Source organism: Pseudomonas koreensis (assembly GCF_025447595.1).
Taxonomy (GTDB): domain Bacteria; phylum Pseudomonadota; class Gammaproteobacteria; order Pseudomonadales; family Pseudomonadaceae; genus Aquipseudomonas; species Aquipseudomonas koreensis_H.
Window position 1 is genome coordinate 126520 of record NZ_JAOEJU010000011.1, and the last position, 18923, is coordinate 145442.

An 18923-nucleotide genomic window follows, 5' to 3' on the forward strand; every position below is an offset into this window, starting at 1 on the left:
GGCCGATCACGGCATACTGGTCGCCAACACAGTCGGCGTTGAAGGAATCGGTATGCAGTTGGATCCCGCAAGCGGGTGGTGTCACGGGGTGCAGGTCTGCCCTTCGCCCAACTTCAATGAACGCCCGGCGGGCGAAGTTTCCCTGTTGGTCATCCACAACATCAGCCTGCCACCGGCGCAGTTCGCCACGGGAAAGGTGCAGGAATTTTTCCAGAATCGTCTGGATGTCACGGAACATCCCTATTTTGCAGGGATCGCCGACCTGCGCGTGTCTGCGCATTTTCTGATCGAACGTGACGGCAAGGTCACCCAGTTTGTCTCCTGTCTTGAGCGTGCCTGGCATGCCGGTGTTTCGGTGTTCGAGGGACGGGAAACCTGTAACGATTTTTCGCTGGGCATCGAGCTGGAAGGCACTGATGATCTGCCGTTCACCGATGCGCAGTATCACGCATTGATTGTGCTGACCCGCCATTTGCAAAAAGCGTTTCCAGCGATCACTGTCGAACGCATTTGCGGACACAGCGACATCGCCCCCGGGCGCAAGACCGACCCCGGACCCGCATTCGACTGGGCACGCTACCGCGCCGCCCTGGCACAAGAGGAAGGACAATGAGTTTTCTGGTGTTACTGCTGGCGGTATGGATCGAGAAATTCTCGGCCCTGCGCCAACGGGTTCAACGCGATGGCGGATGGATCCGCGAACTGCACAAGCTGGAAACCGGCGGGCTGGCCAAACAGCCATGGCTGGTGCTGACCGTTCTGGTGCTGTTGCCGGTGGCGCTGCTGGGGTTGCTGCTGGTGGTGCTGGACCCGGTGGCCTACGGTCTGCTGGCGTTGCCGGTGCATTTGCTGGTGGTGATTTACAGCCTGGGGCGGGGTGATCTGCTCGGCGAACTCGGGCCGTTTCGCGACGCCTGGCGCCGTGAGGATCTGCAGGCCGCCGCCCACGTAGCCAAGCGTGATCTGAACATCTGCGCCGAAAGCGGCGAACAATTGCTGGAGCAAGTGCAACGGCATCTGTTGTGGCAGGCTTACCAGAGTTTCTTTGCGGTGATTTTCTGGTACTTCCTGCTCGGCCCGGTCGCGGCGCTGAGCTATCGCTTGCTGGCACTGGCCGAAGAAAACGCCCAGAACCCGGCGGTGGCCGAACGGGCCGGGCAACTGCGTCATGCCTTCGACTGGGTGCCGGTGCGTCTGCTGGCGGCGAGTCTTGCCCTGGTCGGCAATTTCGTCGCGGTCAGCCGAGTGATGCTGCACGAACTGCTGAACTGGAACATCAGCGCCGCCCAATTGATCGACAAGGTCGGGCTGGCTGCCGGGGAAATCCCGCCGGCCGCCGTCGGTCCCGAAGGCATCAACACCCTCGACTGCCTGTGGGAATTGCTGCTGCGAGCAGCGGTGCTGTGGTATGCCGGATTTGCCCTGTGGACGGTACTCGCGTAGGCCGTTCGCGTGACGAGGGGGGCAATCCCCCTCGTTAACCTTAAGTTACAAAACCTCCCTTCGATTTGAGCTATACAGAGATAGCGCCCGATAGTGGCTATCTGCTGTCGCCCCGCGCCTGCCAATAAAAACAAGAAAAAACCAAGGGAGACTTCCAGTGAAGAGCTTGCTCTATCCCGCTGTCTCGCTGATGAACCGCTTGAGCTTCGGCATGAAGTTCAGCCTGATCAGCGTGCTGTTCCTGGTGCCGATGCTGGTGACCAATTTCTATCTGGTGCGCGATTCCTATCGCGAATTCCAGGGCACCCGGGTGGAGCTGCAGAGCCTCGACCTGCTGGGCAGCAGCCTGACCCTGCGCCGGGATCTGGAAACCCTCAACAATCTGGTGCAGATCAACGTCACCCTCGGCCAGTCCGGCAAGGCCGGCAATGTCGAGGCGCAGATCACCAGCCTTGAACAAAGCGTTTTGGCGCGTCTGCAAGGGCTGACGCCCATGACCGAGGATCCTGAGCAGATCAAGTTCTTCGAGACCAAGCGCGATGAAATGATCGCCGCCTTCAAGACCCAGCAAGCGGAAAACTCCCTGCAAAGCAAAAGTGCGCTGATTGGCAAACTGCTGGGCAATGCGCAGATTTTCAGCCAGATCGTGGCCAGCCAGGCCGGATTGAGTCGCGACAATCAGGGCGACATTCGCCAGCTTAGCGAGCTGATCACCGCGACCACGCCGGCCGTCACCCAGGCCTTGGGCGAAGGTCGGGCGATGGGCTCGTATTCATTGGGCCAGGGTTTTCTCAACAGTTCGTCGAGCACCCGCTTCGACGAGTTGCTGGTGCAGATCGAAAAACTTCAGGCCGAGTACGGCCTGAAATTGCAGGACGCGCTGGGTTCGAGCAAAGCCGCCCGTGATTCTCTGAGCGCTCCGTCCGATGCCAGCAAGGCGTCGCTGAAACAGGCCGGCACCCTGATCGAAGAACAAGTGGTGATGGCTGAAACGCTCGACGCTCCGTGGCAGGCATTTTATGACCAGGTCACCGGGCTGATGAACCAGACCTATCAGCTCAACGACGCCACCCTGAAATTCCTCGACACCCAGTTGCAGCAGCGTCTGGGGCAAAACCGCACGCACATGGTGCTGCAAGCCGTGGCGCTGTCGGTGGTGTTCGTGCTGATTTTCTACTTGTACGGCGGCTTCTACGCATCGACCCGCGCCACCCTGAAGAACCTCGGCGCCATGATGGATAAAGTCGCGGCGGGCGACATGACGGTGAATTTTCGCGCCAACAGCCGCGATGAACTCGGCGAGTTGGGCGAAGTGTTCAACGGTACGGTGAGGAAAATCCATGACCTGATCGAACGGGTCGGCCACACCGTTGGCGAGGTCGAGCGACAGGCGGGGCAAGTGGAAAACGTCTCGGCGCAAAGCAATCAGGCAGTCGCCGGGCAGCGCACGCAGATCGAGCAAGTGGCCACCGCGATGAACCAGATGTCGGCGACATCGCTGGAAGTGGCGCGTAGTGCGGCGGCAGCGGTCAGCAGTGCCCATAGTGTGAACGATGAAACCATCAGCGGTCGGGGGCTGGTGGAATCGCAACAAGGCAGTATCGCGGCACTGGCGAGCGAGATCGATCAGTCGGTGCTGGTGATCAACCAGTTGGCCAGCGACAGTCAGTCGATCAGCCGCGTTCTGGAAGTGATCAAGAGCATTGCCGAACAGACCAACCTGCTGGCGCTCAACGCCGCGATTGAGGCCGCGCGGGCCGGTGAGCAGGGGCGCGGTTTTGCCGTGGTCGCTGACGAAGTCCGGACGCTGGCCAAACGCACTCAGCAATCGACCGAAGAAATCGAGCAGATGATCGCCAAACTCCACGGCGGCGTCGGCGCGGCAGTGAAGGCCATGGGCGTCAGCCATCAGATGGCCAACGGCACGGTGGGGCAGTCGGAAAAAGTCCAGCAGGCGCTGGAAAACATCCTCGGCGCTGTCGGCATGATCGTCGACCAGAACCAGCAGATCGCCGCCGCCGTCGAGCAGCAGACCGCTGTGGCCCACGATATCGACCAGAACATCGTCGAGATCAACCGTGCTGGCGAGCGCACCGCAGAGGGTGCACATCAGACCGAAGACGCCAGCCGCGCGCTGTCGGCGCAGGTGGTCGAGTTGAAGCAGTTGATCAGCGCTTTTCGGGTTTGAATCAACCTGCCTCTTGTGAGGCAGGTTTTTTCGGAATGGTTTGTAGTACTTTTTTGCTTACACCTGTAAGCCAAATCCTGTTTTCCTCCGGGCGCTGGATTTTCGTCTTCAATGAACCAAGATCATGACAACTGACCGTTTGGAGGAGGCCACACATGTCCGTTGCAACCCTGGGTGTCCAGGGCCGTTGTGCCCATTGCCAGACCACGCTGGTGCTCAAACCCTGGCAGCTCAATGCCATTTCCATCCACGAACCGTTCACATGTGCTCACTGCCAGAAAACCCTTGAGCTGCGCTGTCCTAAACAGATAAAACGCTTCCGCTCGCTGGATTCACTGGGGTTGTTGCGCGCCAGTGCACTGGTGACGGTGTGCACCGCTTTGCTGGTGGCGCTGGTAATGGAATGGGTAGGGCTGCTCAGCGTCACCGAGCAGTTGAACGCGTCGCTGATTGCGATTTTCGTGTACTTCGCGGTGATTCGTTATGCCCGGCACCGCCAGCATCTGACCCTGATTCTCGACGCGGCCAAGGCCCACGCCGACTGACTACCAGCCGAACACTTCGCAGCTGTTGGCGGTGCTGGCGGCAGCGAGCTGCTGCGTACTGATGTTCATCAACGCGGCCAGTGAGGCACAGATCGCCGGCAGATGCGCAGGCGTATTGCGCACGCCGGGAAACATGGCGGGCGCCATGTCCGGAGAGTCGGTTTCCAGCACCACCGCGTCCAGCGGCAAGTCGGCCAGCACCCGATGCATGCGCAACGCCTGCGGCCAGGTCGGTGCACCACCGAGGCCGAGTTTGAAACCGAGCTTGACGTACTCCCGCGCTTCTTCACGGCTACCGGCGAAGGCGTGGATGATCCCGGCGCGCTTGAGCTTGAAGCGCTTGAGCGTGGCAATCACCGCCGCATGGCTGCGCCGTACATGGATCAGCGCCGGCAGTTCGAAATCCGCCGCCAGTTGCAGCTGTGCCTCGAACAGCGCTTGCTGGCGTTCGCGGTCGAGGGTTTCGATGAAGTAATCCAGGCCGATTTCGCCGACCGCGCACAGCTGCCGATGACCCTTTAGGCGTGTCAGCCAATCGCCCAGTGCCCGTAAATCTTCAGGACGATGCTGATCGAGATAGACCGGGTGCAATCCGAACGCCGCGTACAGATCGGCGTCGCTTTGCACCAGATCCCACACCCGTTGCCAGTTCCCCTCGTAGACCCCGAGCACCACCATTCGCCGCACCCCGAGGGCACGGCTTTCGGTGAGCAGCGCCGCGCGGTCGGCGTCGAAGTCGGGGAAGTCCAGATGGGTGTGGCTGTCGATCAGCTCCACGGCTCAGTCCCGGTGAATACGCTGCTTGAAGGTACGGGCGATGGCTTGCACGCCAGGCTGGTAGTCCGATTGCTCGACGGCTGCGAGTGCCAGTTCCAGCGCCTTGTCGGCGATCAACTGGTGCTGCTGGGCCATGGCGTTGACCGGCAGCGGCAGGAAGTCGAGCAACTGGGTGTCGCCGAATGTGCCGAGGCGCAACGGGCGGTTTTTGAGCGGGAAGTCATGCAGCGCGTCAAACACGCCCTGCAACAGCACGTAGGACGTGGTCACCAGCGCGTCCGGTAAATGTCCGAGGCGTTGCAGGAGTTCTTCCATCAACTGCTTGCCGCACTCGCGGCTGAAGGATTCGGCATGTTCGATCAGCACTTCGCCCTTGAACCCGGCCAAAGCCTGCTTGAACCCGGCCGCGCGTTCCTGGCTGATGCTCAGTTCGGGACGGGCGCCCAGCAGCACGATCTGTTTTGGCTGCGGGTCGAGCAGGCTTTCGGTCAGGTGCAGGCTGGCTTCGCGGTCGTCGCTGACCACCGAGCAGAAGTGTTCGGCATCCATCACCCGGTCGATGGCAATGATCGGCAAACCCTTGGCCTGCAACTGACGATAACTGTCGTCACCGGCCGGCAGGCAACTGGCGACGATCAACGCATCGCAGCGTCGGGCGCGGAACAGTTGCAGCAGTTGCCGTTCACTGTCCGGCGCATCGTCGGAGCTGGCGATCAGCAATTGATAGCCGCGTGCCCGTGCGCCTTGCTCCAGCAGTTTGGCGATCCGCGCGTAACTGGGGTTTTCCAGATCCGGCAGGATAAAACCCAGGGTCCGGGTGTGCCGACTGCGCAGCCCGGCCGCCTGTGGATTGGGGGTAAAGCCGTGCAGATCGACCACCGCCCGCACCCGCTCGACGGTGGCGGTGCTGATGCGTTGCTGTTCGGCCTTGCCGTTGATGACGTAGCTGGCGGTGGTCACGGACACTCCGGCCAACCGCGCGATATCACTGAGTTTCAACCCGGGATTTCCTTGTTTTTTCGAGCTTGCCGCGACATTTTCGCCAATCCTACCCGATTCAGGCAGGCGACCATTGTCTCAGCGCATCCGACAAGTTGGACTTCAAGGATGGGACATTATCGAGTAACGTGCCGATCAATCTAGATTAAACGTTTCAGCAAGCGTATTTTCTACGTTTTAGACGCCTTTGGCCGGTTCTGCCGTGAAACCGCCAAAACTGCCTCCTGAAAAGGATGGCTCATAGCGCCTAAGCTGCAACCATTCAAAACAATACCTGGCATTGAACAGTGCCAAAAAGGAGATCGCATGCTCGAGCTCACTGTAGAGCAGATATCCATGGGCCAGTCGGCTGTGGATAAACCCGCCGCTTTGCAATTGCTGGCCAGTCATCTGGTCGCCGATGGCCTCGTCGCCGACGGATACCTCGCCGGCCTGCAGGCCCGGGAGGCTCAGGGCTCGACCTTCCTCGGCCAAGGCATTGCGATCCCCCACGGCACGCCCGAAACCCGCGATCAGGTGTTCGCCACCGGCGTGCGCCTGATGCAGTTTCCCGATGGGGTGGACTGGGGCGACGGCCAGATCGTTTATCTGGCCATCGGCATCGCCGCCAAATCCGACGAACACCTGCGCCTGCTGCAACTGCTGACCCGCGCCCTCGGCGAGACCGATCTGGGCCAGGCCCTGCGCCGCGCGAGTTCGCCGGAAGCGCTGCTGAAACTGCTGCAAGGTGCGCCGCAAGAGCTGGCGCTGGATGCGCAGATGATCGGCCTCGGGGTTTCTGCCGACGATTTCGAAGAACTGGTCTGGCGCGGTGCACGTCTGCTGCGCCAGGCCGATTGCGTGAGCAACGGTTTCGCCGGGGTGCTGCAGCAGGTCGAAGCGCTGCCGCTGGGTGATGGCCTGTGGTGGCTGCACAGTGAGCAGACCGTGAAGCGTCCGGGCCTGGCGTTCGTCACGCCGGACAAACCGATGCGCTACCTCGGCCAGCCGCTCAGCGGTCTGTTCTGTCTGGCCAGCCTCGGTGAAGCGCATCAGGCGTTGCTCGAGCGGTTGTGCGCGTTGCTGATCGAAGGTCGCGGCCATGAACTGGGCCGCGCCACCAGCAGCCGCAAAGTCCTCGAAGTGCTCGGCGGCGAATTGCCGGCCGACTGGCCGAGCGCGCGTATCGCACTGGCCAACGCCCATGGTCTGCACGCGCGGCCGGCGAAGATCCTCGCGCAACTGGCGAAAAGTTTTGACGGCGAAATCCGTGTGCGGATCGTCGATGGTCAGGACAGCGCCGTATCGGTGAAGAGCCTGAGCAAGCTGCTGAGCCTCGGCGCTCGCCGTGGCCAAGTATTGGAAATCATCGCCGAACCGAGCATCGCAGCCGATGCGTTGCCGGCCTTGTTGGCCGCCATCGAAGAAGGCCTCGGCGAGGAAGTCGAGCCGCTGCCGGCAGTCAGCCAACGGCGTGAAGTCATGGCCGACATCGCCGAAGTCCTGACCGCCCCAGTCTCCGGCAGCCTGTTACAAGCGATTCCCGCCGCTCCCGGCATCGCCATCGGCCCGGCGCACATTCAAGTCCAGCAAACCATCGATTACCCGTTGCGCGGCGAATCCGCCACCATCGAGCGCGAGCGTCTCAAGCACGCGCTGGCTGACGTGCGTCAGGACATTCAGGGCCTGATCGAGCGCAGCAAGGCCAAGGCGATCCGCGAGATTTTCATCACCCACCAGGAAATGCTCGACGACCCGGAGCTCACCGACGAAGTCGATACTCGCCTCAAACAGGGCGAAAGCGCCGAAGCAGCCTGGATGGCCGTGATCGAGGCCGCCGCAAAACAACAGGAAGCATTGCAGGACGCGTTGCTCGCCGAACGCGCCGCCGACCTGCGCGACATTGGTCGCCGGGTGCTGGCGCAACTGTGTGGCGTGCAGACGCCCGCCGAGCCTGAGCAACCGTACATTCTGGTGATGGACGAGGTCGGTCCGTCCGACGTGGCGCGGCTGGATCCGGCGCGGGTCGCGGGGATTCTTACCGCACGCGGCGGCGCCACCGCTCACAGCGCCATTGTGGCCCGCGCGCTAGGGATTCCGGCGCTGGTCGGTGCAGGTGCTGCGGTATTGCTGCTGAAACCGGGCACGCCGTTGCTGCTCGACGGCCAGCGCGGTCGCCTGCATGTGGACGCGGATGCCGCGACTCTGCAACGCGCCAGCGAAGAACGCGACACCCGCGAACAACGCCTGAAAGCCGCCGCCGAACAACGTCATCAACCGGCGCACACCACCGACGGCCACGCCGTGGAAGTGTTCGCCAACATCGGTGAAAGCGCCGGTGTAATCAGCGCGGTGGAGCAGGGCGCCGAAGGCATCGGCCTGCTGCGCACCGAGCTGATTTTCATGGCCCATCCGCAAGCGCCGGACGAGGCGACTCAGGAAGCCGAATATCGCCGCGTCCTCGACGGCCTCGCCGGTCGGCCACTGGTGGTGCGCACCCTCGATGTCGGCGGCGATAAACCGCTGCCGTATTGGCCGATCGCCAAGGAAGAAAACCCGTTCCTCGGCGTGCGCGGCATTCGCCTGACCTTGCAGCGTCCGCAGATCATGGAAGCGCAGTTGCGCGCCTTGCTGCGTTCGGCGGACAACCGTCCGTTGCGGATCATGTTCCCGATGGTCGGCAGCGTCGAAGAGTGGCGTCAGGCCCGCGACATGACCGAACGCCTGCGTCTGGAAATACCGATCGCGGACCTGCAACTGGGGATCATGATCGAAGTGCCGTCCGCTGCGTTGCTGGCGCCGGTGCTGGCCAAAGAGGTGGACTTCTTCAGCGTCGGCACCAACGACCTGACCCAATACACCCTGGCGATCGACCGTGGTCATCCGACCCTGTCCGCCCAGGCTGACGGCCTGCACCCGGCGGTGCTGCAACTGATCGACATCACCGTGCGCGCGGCCCATGCCCACGGCAAATGGGTCGGCGTGTGCGGCGAGCTGGCGGCGGATCCGCTGGCGGTGCCGGTGCTGGTCGGCCTCGGTGTGGATGAGCTGAGCGTGTCCGGGCGCAGCATCGCCGAGGTCAAGGCGCGCATTCGTGAACTCAGCCTGACGCAATCAAAAAACCTTGCTCAACAAGCCCTGGCCGTGGGCAGCGCCAACGAAGTGCGCGCATTAGTGGAGGCCCTGTAATGGCCAAGATTCTCACCCTGACCCTCAACCCGGCGCTGGACCTCACGGTGCAGTTGCCACGTCTGGAGGCCGGTCAGGTCAACCGCAGCGACGAGATGCACACCCACGCCGCCGGCAAGGGCGTCAACGTCGCACAAGTGCTGGCCGACCTCGGTCATCAACTGACGGTCAGCGGCTTTCTCGGCGAAGACAATCTGCAAGCGTTCGAAACCCTGTTCGCCAAACGCGGTTTCACCGATGCGTTTATCCGGGTGCCCGGCGAGACCCGCAGCAATATCAAAGTCGCGGAGCAGAACGGACGCATCACCGACATCAACGGCCCTGGCCCGGTGGTCGGCGTGGTGGCGCAACAGGCGTTGCTGGATCGTCTGGTGCAGATCGCGCCGGGGCATGACGCGGTGGTGGTCGCCGGCAGTTTGCCGCGCGGAGTCACTGCACAGTGGTTGCGCGAACTGGTCGAGCGCTTGAAGGCGTTGGGCCTGAAAGTCGCCCTGGACACCAGCGGCGATGCCTTGCGCGCGGCGCTCAAGGCCGGCCCGTGGCTGATCAAGCCGAACACCGAAGAGCTGGCCGATGCGCTGGGCTGTGAAGTGGTGTCCCACGCGTCTCAGGCCGAGGCGGTCAATCGGTTGCACACCCAAGGCATCGAGCATGTGGTGATCTCCCACGGCGCCGAAGGTGTGAACTGGTTCAGCGTCGGCTCGGCGCTGCATGCGACGCCGCCGAAGGTCAGCGTCGCCAGCACGGTCGGTGCCGGCGATTCGTTGCTGGCCGGCATGCTCCACGGTCTGCTCAGCGCCGACACGCCGGAGCAAACCTTGCGCACGGCCACCGCGATTGCGGCGCAGGCGGTAACCCAGATCGGTTTCGGTATTCACGACGCTGCGCAACTGACGCAGCTCGAACAGGGCGTGCGCGTGCGCCCCCTGACAGAACAATAAGAGGGTTTGTCATGAAATTAGCCATTGTCACGGCCTGCCCGAACGGCATGGTCACCAGTGTGCTGTGCGCCCGGCTGCTGGATGCCGCGGCCCAGCGTCAGGGCTGGAGCACCAGCGTCGAAGTGGTGGATGCGGCGCACCCGGAACGCGAGTTGTCGGCGGCCACCATCGAGGCCGCCGAGTGGGTGTTGCTGGTGGCCACCGGAACTGTGGACATGACCCGGTTCATCGGCAAGAAAGTCTTTCGGATTGCGCCGGCGCAAGCCCTGCAGGATGTCGAAGAAGTACTGCGGCGTGGCGCTGCGGAGGCCGAGATTTACGTCGCTGCCGAAACGCCGCCCGTGGTTGCCAGCGCGCAAGCGCCGCGTCTGGTCGCGGTCACCGCCTGCCCGACCGGCGTCGCTCACACCTTCATGGCTGCCGAAGCCTTGCAGCAAGCCGCCAAGCGTCTGGGCTACGACCTGCAAGTCGAAACCCAGGGCTCGGTCGGCGCGCGAAATCCGCTGAGCGCAGCCGCGATTGCCGAGGCTGACGTGGTGCTGTTGGCGGCAGATATCGAAGTCGCCACCGAGCGTTTCGCTGGCAAAAAAATCTATCGCTGCGGCACCGGCATTGCCTTGAAGCAGTCCGAAGCCACGTTGAAAAAAGCCCTGGCCGAAGGCAAGCAGGAAAGCGCCGCGAGTGACGGCAAGGCCCCGGCCAAACAAGAGAAAAGCGGCGTCTACAAACACCTGCTGACCGGCGTGTCGTTCATGCTGCCGATGGTGGTGGCGGGTGGTCTGATGATCGCCTTGTCGTTTGTGTTCGGTATCACCGCGTTCAAGGAAGAGGGCACGCTGGCGGCGGCGCTGATGCAGATCGGTGGCGAGACCGCGTTCAAATTGATGGTACCGCTGCTGGCCGGTTACATCGCCTGGTCGATTGCCGACCGTCCCGGACTCGCGCCGGGCATGATCGGTGGTTTGCTGGCGAGCACCCTGGGCGCCGGCTTCATCGGCGGGATCGTCGCCGGGTTTATCGCAGGCTATGCGGCCAAGGCGATCAGTCGGTATGTGGCGCTGCCGCAAAGTCTGGAAGCGCTGAAGCCGATTCTGATCATCCCGTTGTTCGCCAGTCTGTTCACCGGGCTGGTGATGATTTATGTGGTGGGTAAACCGGTGGCCGGGATGCTCGCGGCACTGACGCATTTTCTCGACAGCATGGGCACCACCAACGCGATCCTGCTCGGTGTGCTGCTGGGCGGCATGATGTGCGTCGACCTCGGCGGGCCGATCAACAAGGCAGCCTATGCATTCTCGGTGGGGCTGCTGGCCTCGCAGAGTTATGCACCGATGGCCGCGACCATGGCCGCCGGTATGGTGCCGCCGATCGGTCTGGGCATCGCCACGTTCATCGCCCGTCGCAAGTTCGCCCAGACTGAACGTGAGGCGGGTAAAGCGGCGCTGGTGCTCGGGTTGTGCTTCATCTCCGAAGGGGCGATTCCGTTTGCCGCGAAAGACCCGTTGCGGGTGATTCCGGCGAGCATAGCCGGCGGTGCGCTGACTGGTGCGCTGTCGATGTACTTCGGCTGCAAACTGATGGCGCCCCACGGTGGCCTGTTCGTGCTGGCGATTCCGAACGCGATCAACCATGCGCTGTTGTACCTGCTGGCGATTGTCGCGGGCAGTCTGCTGACGGCGGTTGTGTACGCGCTGGTCAAGCGGCCGGAGGCCGTGGAACTGGCGCTGGAGCCCGCCAACGCCTGACACAGTAGAGTTGTGGGAGCGAGCTTGCTCGCGATGGCGGTTTATCAGGCAAAGGTAAGTTGACTGACCCGCCGCTATCGCGAGCAAGCTCGCTCCCACAGGAAAGGTGTTGTCATCCCCAATTCATGATCCCGTGCTTAAGTTTTCCTTTTTTCAGGGAGAACACCATGAGCGATTTCAAACTCGGTCGCCGACGGCTTATACAAACCGTCGGCGCCGGACTGCTGATGCCGGGGCTGGCGCCGGCAGTCATCGCCTCGGTCAAGGATCGACCGCAACTCACTGACGGCGTGCAATCCGGCGACTTGCAGGGCGACCGCGCGATGATCTGGAGCCGCGCCGACCGCCCGGCACAGATGGTGGTGGAGTGGGACACCCGCAGTCAGTTCCGCCATCCGCGCCGGGTCGTTTCGGCGCTGGCCGATGCCCGCAGCGATTTCACTGCCCGCGTTGAACTCACCGGGCTGCCCGCCGATCAGGCGATTTTCTACCGCGTGTATTTCAAGGACGCCCGCACCGGCGTCGCCAGTGAACCGTGGCTTGGCCATTTGCGCAGCGCACCGACGGCGCGGCGTAATATCCGATTTGTCTGGAGCGGTGACACCGTCGGCCAGGGCTTCGGCATCAACCCCGATATCGGCGGCATGCGCATCTATGAAGCCATGCGCATGCGCCTGCCCGACTTCTTTATCCACAGCGGCGACACCATCTATGCCGACGGCCCGGTGCCGGCGCAACTGACCACGGACGGTGGCCGGATCTGGCGCAACCTCACCACCGAAGCCAAGAGCAAAGTCGCCCAGACCCTCGACGATTATCGCGGCAATTACCGCTACAACCTGATGGACGAAAACATCCGCCACTTCAACGCCGAAGTACCGCAGATCTGGCAGTGGGACGACCATGAAGTGGTCAACAACTGGTCGCCGGGCAAACAGCTCGACGAGCGCTATCAGGAAAAAAATATCCACACTCTGGTCGGCCGTGCGCGTCAGGCCTGGCTCGAATATTCGCCAATGCGCCGTCAGGCAGCGGATGGCGGCGGGCGAATCTATCGCAAGCTGAGCTACGGGCCAATGCTCGATGTGTTCGTACTCGACATGCGTAGTTATCGCGGCGCCAACGACGACAATCTCGGAGCGGAAAAACCGTTCCTCGGGCGCGAGCAACTGAACTGGCTCAAGCGTGGATTGAAGGCCTCGAAAGCCCAGTGGAAAGTCATCGCCGCCGACATGCCGATCGGTCTCGGCGTGCCGGATGGCGAGGTCAGCCCCGGTGTGCCGCGTTGGGAAGCGGTGGCCAACGGCGACCCAGGTCCGGCGCAGGGACGCGAACTGGAAATCGCCGAGCTGCTGGGCTTTTTGCGTGCACAGCAGGTGCGCAATTTCGTGTTCCTGACGGCGGACGTGCATTACTGCGCGGCGCATCACTATCACCCGGATCGCGCGGCGTTCCAGGATTTCGAACCGTTCTGGGAGTTTGTCGCGGGGCCCTTGAACGCCGGCAGTTTCGGGCCCAACCCGCTGGACAAGACCTTTGGACCGCAAGTGGTGTTCGAGAAGGCGCCGGCGGTACAGAACGCCTCGCCGTTTGCCGGGTTTCAGTTTTTCGGTGAGGTGAACATCGATGGGCAGAGCGGGGAGATGAGCGTGGTGTTGCGGGATCTGGAGGGGGTTGCGGTGTTCGAGCAGAAGCTGTCACCGACCTGAGTCCACCGCAAATAATCTGTGGGAGCGAGCTTGCTCGCGATAGCGGTGAAACAGACAACAAATGTGTTGAATGTAAAACCGTCATCGCGAGCAAGCTCGCTCCCACAGTTGTTATGTGTGGTCAGTAAACATCCCGGCGATAGCGACCCTGTTCGATCAGGCGTTCGACTTCGGCAGCGCCCAGCACTTCATTGAGCACCCGATCCACACCTGATGCCATGCCTTGAAGGCTGCCGCAGATGTAGATCACCGCACCGTCCGCCAGCCATTTCTTCAACTCGCCGGCCGATTCGCGCAGGCGATCCTGCACGTAAATCTTCTCGGACTGATCCCGCGAGAACGCCAGATCGAGGCGTTCCAGATCGCCATTGATCAACCACTCTTCCAGCTCCGCGCGGCAGAGGAAATCGTGCTCGCGATTGCGCTCGCCAAACAGCAGCCAGTGCCGTTGTTGATTGTCGGCGATCCGCGCCTTGAGCAAGCTGCGCAGCCCGGCGAGGCCGGTACCGTTGCCCAGCAGGATCATCGGCACCGGAGCGTTCGGCAGATGGAAACCGCTGTTGCGGCGGACCCGAAGGCTGATGCTGCCGCCGACCGGAGCATGCTCGGTCAGCCAGCCGGAACCGATGCCGAGGCTGCCGTCGGCATGCTGTTCCTGACGCACGATCAGCTCCAGCACGCCGTCGGCGGCAATCGAGGCGATCGAGTATTCGCGCATCGCCAGCGGCACCATCGCATCCACCAGCGCCTGAGCATGCAGGCCCACCAGATGCGCGCGGTGCTCGGGCAACTGGCGGGTGGCGAGGGCGACTTCCAGCGACTCTTCCAGGCCATTGACCTTCACGCTGGTTTCACCACGGATGCCGAGGCCGTCGAGGAAATGCTCGATCGCCCACGGGCAGTTGCGTGGCAGCACTTCCACCAGATCGCCGGCCAGCCAGCTGCGGGAGGTCGGCGCGGTCAGGCCGAGCAGGAAGACCGGAGAGCCGCTGCTGTCCGGGTTCATTAGCTCACGACGTACCAGCGTCCAGTTCTCGTAGCTCGGCGCTTGCCAGGTGTCGACCGGTGCTTGCCCGGTGATCAGGCCGAGCTGGGTCTGCCAGTGGCGCAGGGCGTAAGGATCGCCGCTGTCGACTTCCACCGGGGCGAACAGGGTCTTGCCACCATGCTCGCCCAGCCATTGATGCAGGCGCCGGGCGAAACCGCAGAAGTGCTGATACTGGCGATCGCCGAGGCCGAGTACGGCGTAGTTGAGGCTGTCGAGGGTCGAGGCGTTCTTCAACACCTTGCGCTCGAAACCGCGAGCGCTGTCCGGCGCTTCGCCGTCGCCGAAGGTGCTGACCACGAAAAGCGCGTTGTTCGATTCGCGCAGATCCTGCTCGCTGACATTCGCCAGCGGCTGCACCTTCACCGGCAACCCTGCCGCCTGCAACTGGCCGGCGGTCTGCCACGCCAGTTGCTCGGCAAAACCGCTCTGGCTGGCAAAGCCGATCAGCCACGCCGGCGTATCGCCGGCCGGTTGGTCGAGGCCTTTGCGGGCATCCTTGATCTGCTTTTTCTTGCGTCGGCGATCCAGGTACAGCAACCAACCGGTGATGAAGAACAGCGGCATCAACACCGCCGCGACGGTGACGATGATCCGCCCGACCAGGCCGAAATAGCTGCCGACGTGCAACGCGTAAATGCTGGTCAGCAATTGCGCCTTGAAGCTCTTGTCGGCGTAGCGGTCGACGCGTTTGACCACGCCGGTGGCCGGGTCGAGGGTGATCTGGTTCAGCGCGCGGTCATGGGGCGAGCTGTCGAGCAGGTAGAACACGGTCGCCGGTTGGCCGGCCACCGGTGGCATGCGGATGTTGTAGGAAGCGAGACCGGGACCTGCGGAGCTGTAAATGCTGACCCACATCGCGGCGTAATCGGCAGTCGGCGCCGGACCTTCGGGGGCCGGTCCACGACCGCCGCGCACGCGCTCGTTTTGCGGCGCGTCGGAAAGCAACTTGGTCAGGCCTTTGTTGTACCACTCGTACGACCAGGAGAGTCCGGTCAGTGCCAGCAGCAGGTAAACCAGCATGCACCAGGTGCCGAACACCGAGTGCAGATCCCAGTTGAAGCTGCGGCCCTTTTTCTTCCAGTCGAGGGTCAGCCACACGCGCCAGCTGTTCCACTGACGTGGCCAGCGCAGGTACAGGCCGGACAGGCAGAAGAACAGCAGCATCAGGGTGCAGGCGCCGGTGATGTTGCGGCCGGTATCGCCCATGGCGAGGAACCGGTGCAGTTGCAGCATCAGGCCGAAGAAGTCCTGGCCGGTAGCGTCGCCCTTGAACTCGGCGGTGTACGGATCGAAATAACGCATCTCGCCTCGGCGCTCGCCTTTGGGCGGGGTGAACCAGACGCGCCCGGCGCTACCGCTTTCGGTCTCGACCGAGAGCATCGAGACTTTTTTGCCCGAGGCTGCTTCGATCTGCGCCACCAGGTCGGCGGGCGGCAGGACGCCGGCGACCTGTTTCTCCACCTGCAACACCGATGGGTTGAGGGCTTTCAGGATCTCGTCCTGAAACGAATAGGCAGCGCCGGTGATGCCCATCAGGGCCAGCACCAGCCCGGCAGTGATGCCAAAAAACCAGTGCAACTGGAACAGGGTTTTCTTCAACACGTCGCTTGCCTTGTCCGTTCGGAAATTGTGTTCACGGCGTGCATTATGCCGTGGCTTATCGAGAAACGTTCTTTATTACGCACAAAAGCCCCGCTCAAATGAATGAACGGGGCCAAGCCTTGTGGCGCATACCTTGTGGGAGCGAGCTTGCTCGCGAAGGCGTCGTATCAGGCAGCATCTACGTCACTGACCCACCGCTTTCGCAAGCAAGCTTGCTCCCACAGGTTTCCACATCGATCAGAAGTGGAAGTTGGTGCTCAGCAATGCCGTACGGCCCGCCGCCTGGTTGGCGAAGTGAGTCGAGAAGGCCTTGTCGTAGTAGGTTTCGTTGGTCAGGTTCTGCACGTTCAGTTGCAGGTCGACGTTCTTGCTCAGCTTGTACGCCGCCATCGCGTCGTAGCGAACGTAGGAATCGACCATGGTGGTGTTGGCCACGCTGCCGAACACGTCATCCACGTAGAACGCACCGCCACCGATGGTCAGCTTCGGCGTGACCTGGTAAGTGGTCCACAGGCTGGCGCTGTTTTTCGGCGTGTTAGGCAGCTCGTTACCGTTGTTGGCCTTGTTGGCCGGCAGGTCACCACCGTCAACCTGTTCGCTGTCCATGTAGGCGTAGCCGGCGAACACTTGCCACTTGTCGGTGATCTTGCCGCTGGCGGACAACTCGATACCTTGTACACGCGTCTTGCCGGCGTTTTCGTACGAGGTGGTATCAACCTGGACACGCGCGTTTTCTTTCTCGGTGCGGAAGATGTCGGCGGTCAGCGACAGGCGATCGTTCAGCAGATCCCACTTGGTACCGATTTCGTAGTTCTTGGTGGTTTCCGGCTCCATGTCACTCTTGAGCAGGTTGCCGTTGCGATCCGGCGTGCCGCCCAGCGGGTTGCCTTCCATGCCTTCGCCCAGGGTGTTGCCCGGCGGTGTGGCGGAGGTGGCGTAGGACGCATAGATGCTGCCGTTCTCTGCCGGTTTGTAGACGACGCCGAACTGGCCGGTGACGAACTCGCTGGTGTCCGAACCCTGGGAGGTGGTGCGGCCAGCGTTGGTGTACGTCTTGTAGCCGGTTTCGAAGTGGTCGTAACGCAGACCCATGTTCACCAGCCATTGCTCGGACAGCTCCAGGGTGTCGAACGCATACAGTGCGTAGGTATCGGACTGGGTGTCGGTGCCGGCGTAGTTGCGCGAAATGGCGCCGTTCCACGGATCGTTCGGGTTCGGGTTCGACAGCGAAGTGCAGTTGTAGCCGCTGGCGGCGCCGATCAGGCCCGGGTTGCAGTTGGTGGTCACGGCCGAGGTACGCGGCGTGGTGTCGGTGTTGACGTTGTACGAGGATTTGCTGCTTTCCTCACGGGTGTATTCGACACCGGTGGAGAAGCTGTTCTTGAAGCCGGCGACGTAGAAGTTGCCGAACAGGTCGGTCTGGTTGGTGGTGGTCTCGGTATTGCTCACTCGAGTGTTAGCACGACGCCAGACGCTGCCGTTGTTCACGTTGCCCTTGCTGTCGTCCGGCTGGGTCAGGATGTAATCCTGCATGCTGGTGCCGTGACGCAGGGTGTTCTTGAGGGTCAGCGAGTCGCTCAGGTCATGCTCGATGGCGAAGGTCGCGGTGTCGGTGCGGCCCTTGCGGAAGTCTCGGTCCAGACCGTAGAAGTTGCTGTGATCGCCGCCGGCGTACGGTTTGTCCGGGTTGGACTTGGTACGCGCCGCCGAGCCACCGGCAGGAATCGTGTAAGGGATGCCCGAATCCGGCGTGTCATTGCTTTCGAGATGGTAGTAGTCGAGGTTGACGCGGGTGTCGGTGCCCAGGCCGAAGGCCAGGGACGGCGCGATGCCCCAACGGTCGTAGTCGACTTTGTCACGACCGGCGACGTTGCTCTCGTGGCTCATCAGGTTCAGACGGCCGGCAGCGGTGTCGCTGAACTGGTAGTTGCCATCCATCGTGTAGCGCTGGGTCTGGTCGGAGCCCCAGGTGAAGCCACCGTCGAACGAGTTGCCCAGGTGCGCTTTCTTGCTCACCAGGTTGATGCTGCCGCCAGCTGCGCCGCGACCGCCAATGGCGGAGTTCGGGCCCTTGCTGACTTCGATGTTTTCCACGGCGAAGATTTCGCGGCTCTGGGAGCCGGTGTCGCGCACGCCGTCGAGGTAGGTGTCGCCCTGGGCGTCGAAACCACGGATGAACGGACGGTCGCCCTGCGGGTTGCCGCCTTCACCGGCACCGAAGGTGATGCCCGGTACGGTGCGCAGCGCATCCTGCATGTTCAGGGCGCCGGTGTCTTTCAGAACTTGTTGCGGGATCACGGTGACTGAGCGCGGCGTGTCGACCAGCGGCGCGGTGTACTTGGGCGAGGAGGCTTTCTCGACCTGATAGGACGTCGAGTCCTGGGCTTCGCCGGTGATGGCGGTGGCGTCCAGGGCGATGGCATTGCCGGTGGCTTTGCTGTCGGTTTTTTCGGCGGCGAACACCATGTGGCCTGCGGAGCCGGCGGTGATTGCCACGCCGATGGCGGAAGCGAGCAGACGTGGTGAACTGACCGGTAATTGTGCGAGTTGACGTGCCATTTTTATTCCCCTCCCCAAGGATTTGAGGCGGCGGAATATAGGGTAAACAGGTATTCGTATCAATTGCGAAACATTGTTATTCGCACTGAATTTACATTCTTTACAATTTAACCTTACGGTTTTTGCCAGTTCATTCGTCTAGCGGGTTTTACACAGCCAATAAGAATCAATACCATTGCCGCCTCTTTGCCATCAGGTG

12 protein-coding genes are annotated in these 18923 nt (G+C 62.3%); 8 read left to right on the top strand and 4 right to left on the bottom strand.

What is annotated here, in order from left to right:
- Positions 1–52 precede the first annotated feature (52 nt).
- The 4 genes from ampD (at position 53) to N8H71_RS15500 (ending at position 4176) form a co-directional block, all read left to right on the top strand.
- Positions 53–613, top strand: coding sequence for a 1,6-anhydro-N-acetylmuramyl-L-alanine amidase AmpD (ampD, locus tag N8H71_RS15485; RefSeq protein ID WP_262194661.1), 561 nt, complete (start codon positions 53–55; stop codon positions 611–613).
- Entirely contained in the window at positions 610–1443 is an 834-nt protein-coding gene (ampE, locus tag N8H71_RS15490) for a regulatory signaling modulator protein AmpE (RefSeq protein WP_115076513.1), read from the top strand. The genes ampD and ampE overlap by 4 nt, the downstream gene beginning before the upstream one ends.
- Before the next feature lie 157 nt (positions 1444–1600).
- The gene (locus tag N8H71_RS15495; RefSeq protein WP_262194663.1) at positions 1601–3631 is read left to right on the top strand and encodes a methyl-accepting chemotaxis protein; all 2031 of its coding nucleotides are present in this window, start codon (positions 1601–1603) and stop codon (positions 3629–3631) included.
- Between the two features lie 155 nt (positions 3632–3786).
- On the top strand, positions 3787–4176 hold the full coding sequence (locus tag N8H71_RS15500; protein WP_262194664.1) for a hypothetical protein: 390 nt from the start codon (positions 3787–3789) through the stop codon (positions 4174–4176).
- On the opposite strand, the gene N8H71_RS15505 is transcribed toward N8H71_RS15500, so the two are convergent.
- Positions 4177–4953, bottom strand: coding sequence for a TatD family hydrolase (locus tag N8H71_RS15505; protein WP_262194665.1), 777 nt, complete (start codon positions 4951–4953; stop codon positions 4177–4179).
- 3 nt (positions 4954–4956) lie between these two features.
- Positions 4957–5952: a catabolite repressor/activator gene (gene cra / locus N8H71_RS15510; protein WP_074691885.1), complete on the bottom strand. Its 996-nt coding sequence runs from the start codon at positions 5950–5952 to the stop codon at positions 4957–4959.
- A 306-nt stretch (positions 5953–6258) separates the two neighbouring features.
- Here cra and ptsP point away from each other — a divergent pair, with 306 nt between their 5' ends.
- The 4 genes from ptsP (at position 6259) to N8H71_RS15530 (ending at position 13515) form a co-directional block, all read left to right on the top strand.
- The gene (ptsP, locus tag N8H71_RS15515) at positions 6259–9120 is read left to right on the top strand and encodes a phosphoenolpyruvate--protein phosphotransferase (RefSeq protein ID WP_262194666.1); all 2862 of its coding nucleotides are present in this window, start codon (positions 6259–6261) and stop codon (positions 9118–9120) included.
- Positions 9120–10061 (top strand): 1-phosphofructokinase, encoded by a 942-nt coding sequence (gene pfkB / locus N8H71_RS15520; RefSeq protein ID WP_262194667.1) that lies wholly within the window; start codon positions 9120–9122, stop codon positions 10059–10061. The genes ptsP and pfkB overlap by 1 nt, the downstream gene beginning before the upstream one ends.
- Positions 10062–10072: 11 nt before the next feature.
- Positions 10073–11806, top strand: a complete 1734-nt coding sequence (locus tag N8H71_RS15525) for a PTS fructose-like transporter subunit IIB (RefSeq protein ID WP_262194668.1) — start codon at positions 10073–10075, stop codon at positions 11804–11806.
- A gap of 167 nt (positions 11807–11973) precedes the next feature.
- Positions 11974–13515, top strand: coding sequence for an alkaline phosphatase D family protein (locus N8H71_RS15530; protein WP_262194669.1), 1542 nt, complete (start codon positions 11974–11976; stop codon positions 13513–13515).
- Positions 13516–13636: 121 nt separating this feature from the next.
- Here the strand turns inward: N8H71_RS15530 and N8H71_RS15535 are convergent, their stop codons facing one another.
- Together N8H71_RS15535 and N8H71_RS15540 are read right to left on the bottom strand one after the other, a co-directional pair.
- Positions 13637–16165, bottom strand: coding sequence for a sulfite reductase flavoprotein subunit alpha (locus N8H71_RS15535; protein WP_262194670.1), 2529 nt, complete (start codon positions 16163–16165; stop codon positions 13637–13639).
- A gap of 237 nt (positions 16166–16402) precedes the next feature.
- On the bottom strand, positions 16403–18724 hold the full coding sequence (locus N8H71_RS15540; RefSeq protein ID WP_262194671.1) for a TonB-dependent receptor: 2322 nt from the start codon (positions 18722–18724) through the stop codon (positions 16403–16405).
- Positions 18725–18923: the final 199 nt, after the last annotated feature.

Coding starts and splice junctions, on each gene's coding strand:
- ampD (WP_262194661.1), top strand. CDS start 53: ATGCAGTTGGATCCCGCAAGCGGGTGGTGTCACGGGGTGCAGGTCTGC.
- ampE (WP_115076513.1), top strand. CDS start 610: ATGAGTTTTCTGGTGTTACTGCTGGCGGTATGGATCGAGAAATTCTCG.
- N8H71_RS15500 (WP_262194664.1), top strand. CDS start 3,787: ATGTCCGTTGCAACCCTGGGTGTCCAGGGCCGTTGTGCCCATTGCCAG.
- ptsP (WP_262194666.1), top strand. CDS start 6,259: ATGCTCGAGCTCACTGTAGAGCAGATATCCATGGGCCAGTCGGCTGTG.
- pfkB (WP_262194667.1), top strand. CDS start 9,120: ATGGCCAAGATTCTCACCCTGACCCTCAACCCGGCGCTGGACCTCACG.
- N8H71_RS15525 (WP_262194668.1), top strand. CDS start 10,073: ATGAAATTAGCCATTGTCACGGCCTGCCCGAACGGCATGGTCACCAGT.
- N8H71_RS15530 (WP_262194669.1), top strand. CDS start 11,974: ATGAGCGATTTCAAACTCGGTCGCCGACGGCTTATACAAACCGTCGGC.
- N8H71_RS15540 (WP_262194671.1), bottom strand. CDS start 18,724: ATGGCACGTCAACTCGCACAATTACCGGTCAGTTCACCACGTCTGCTC.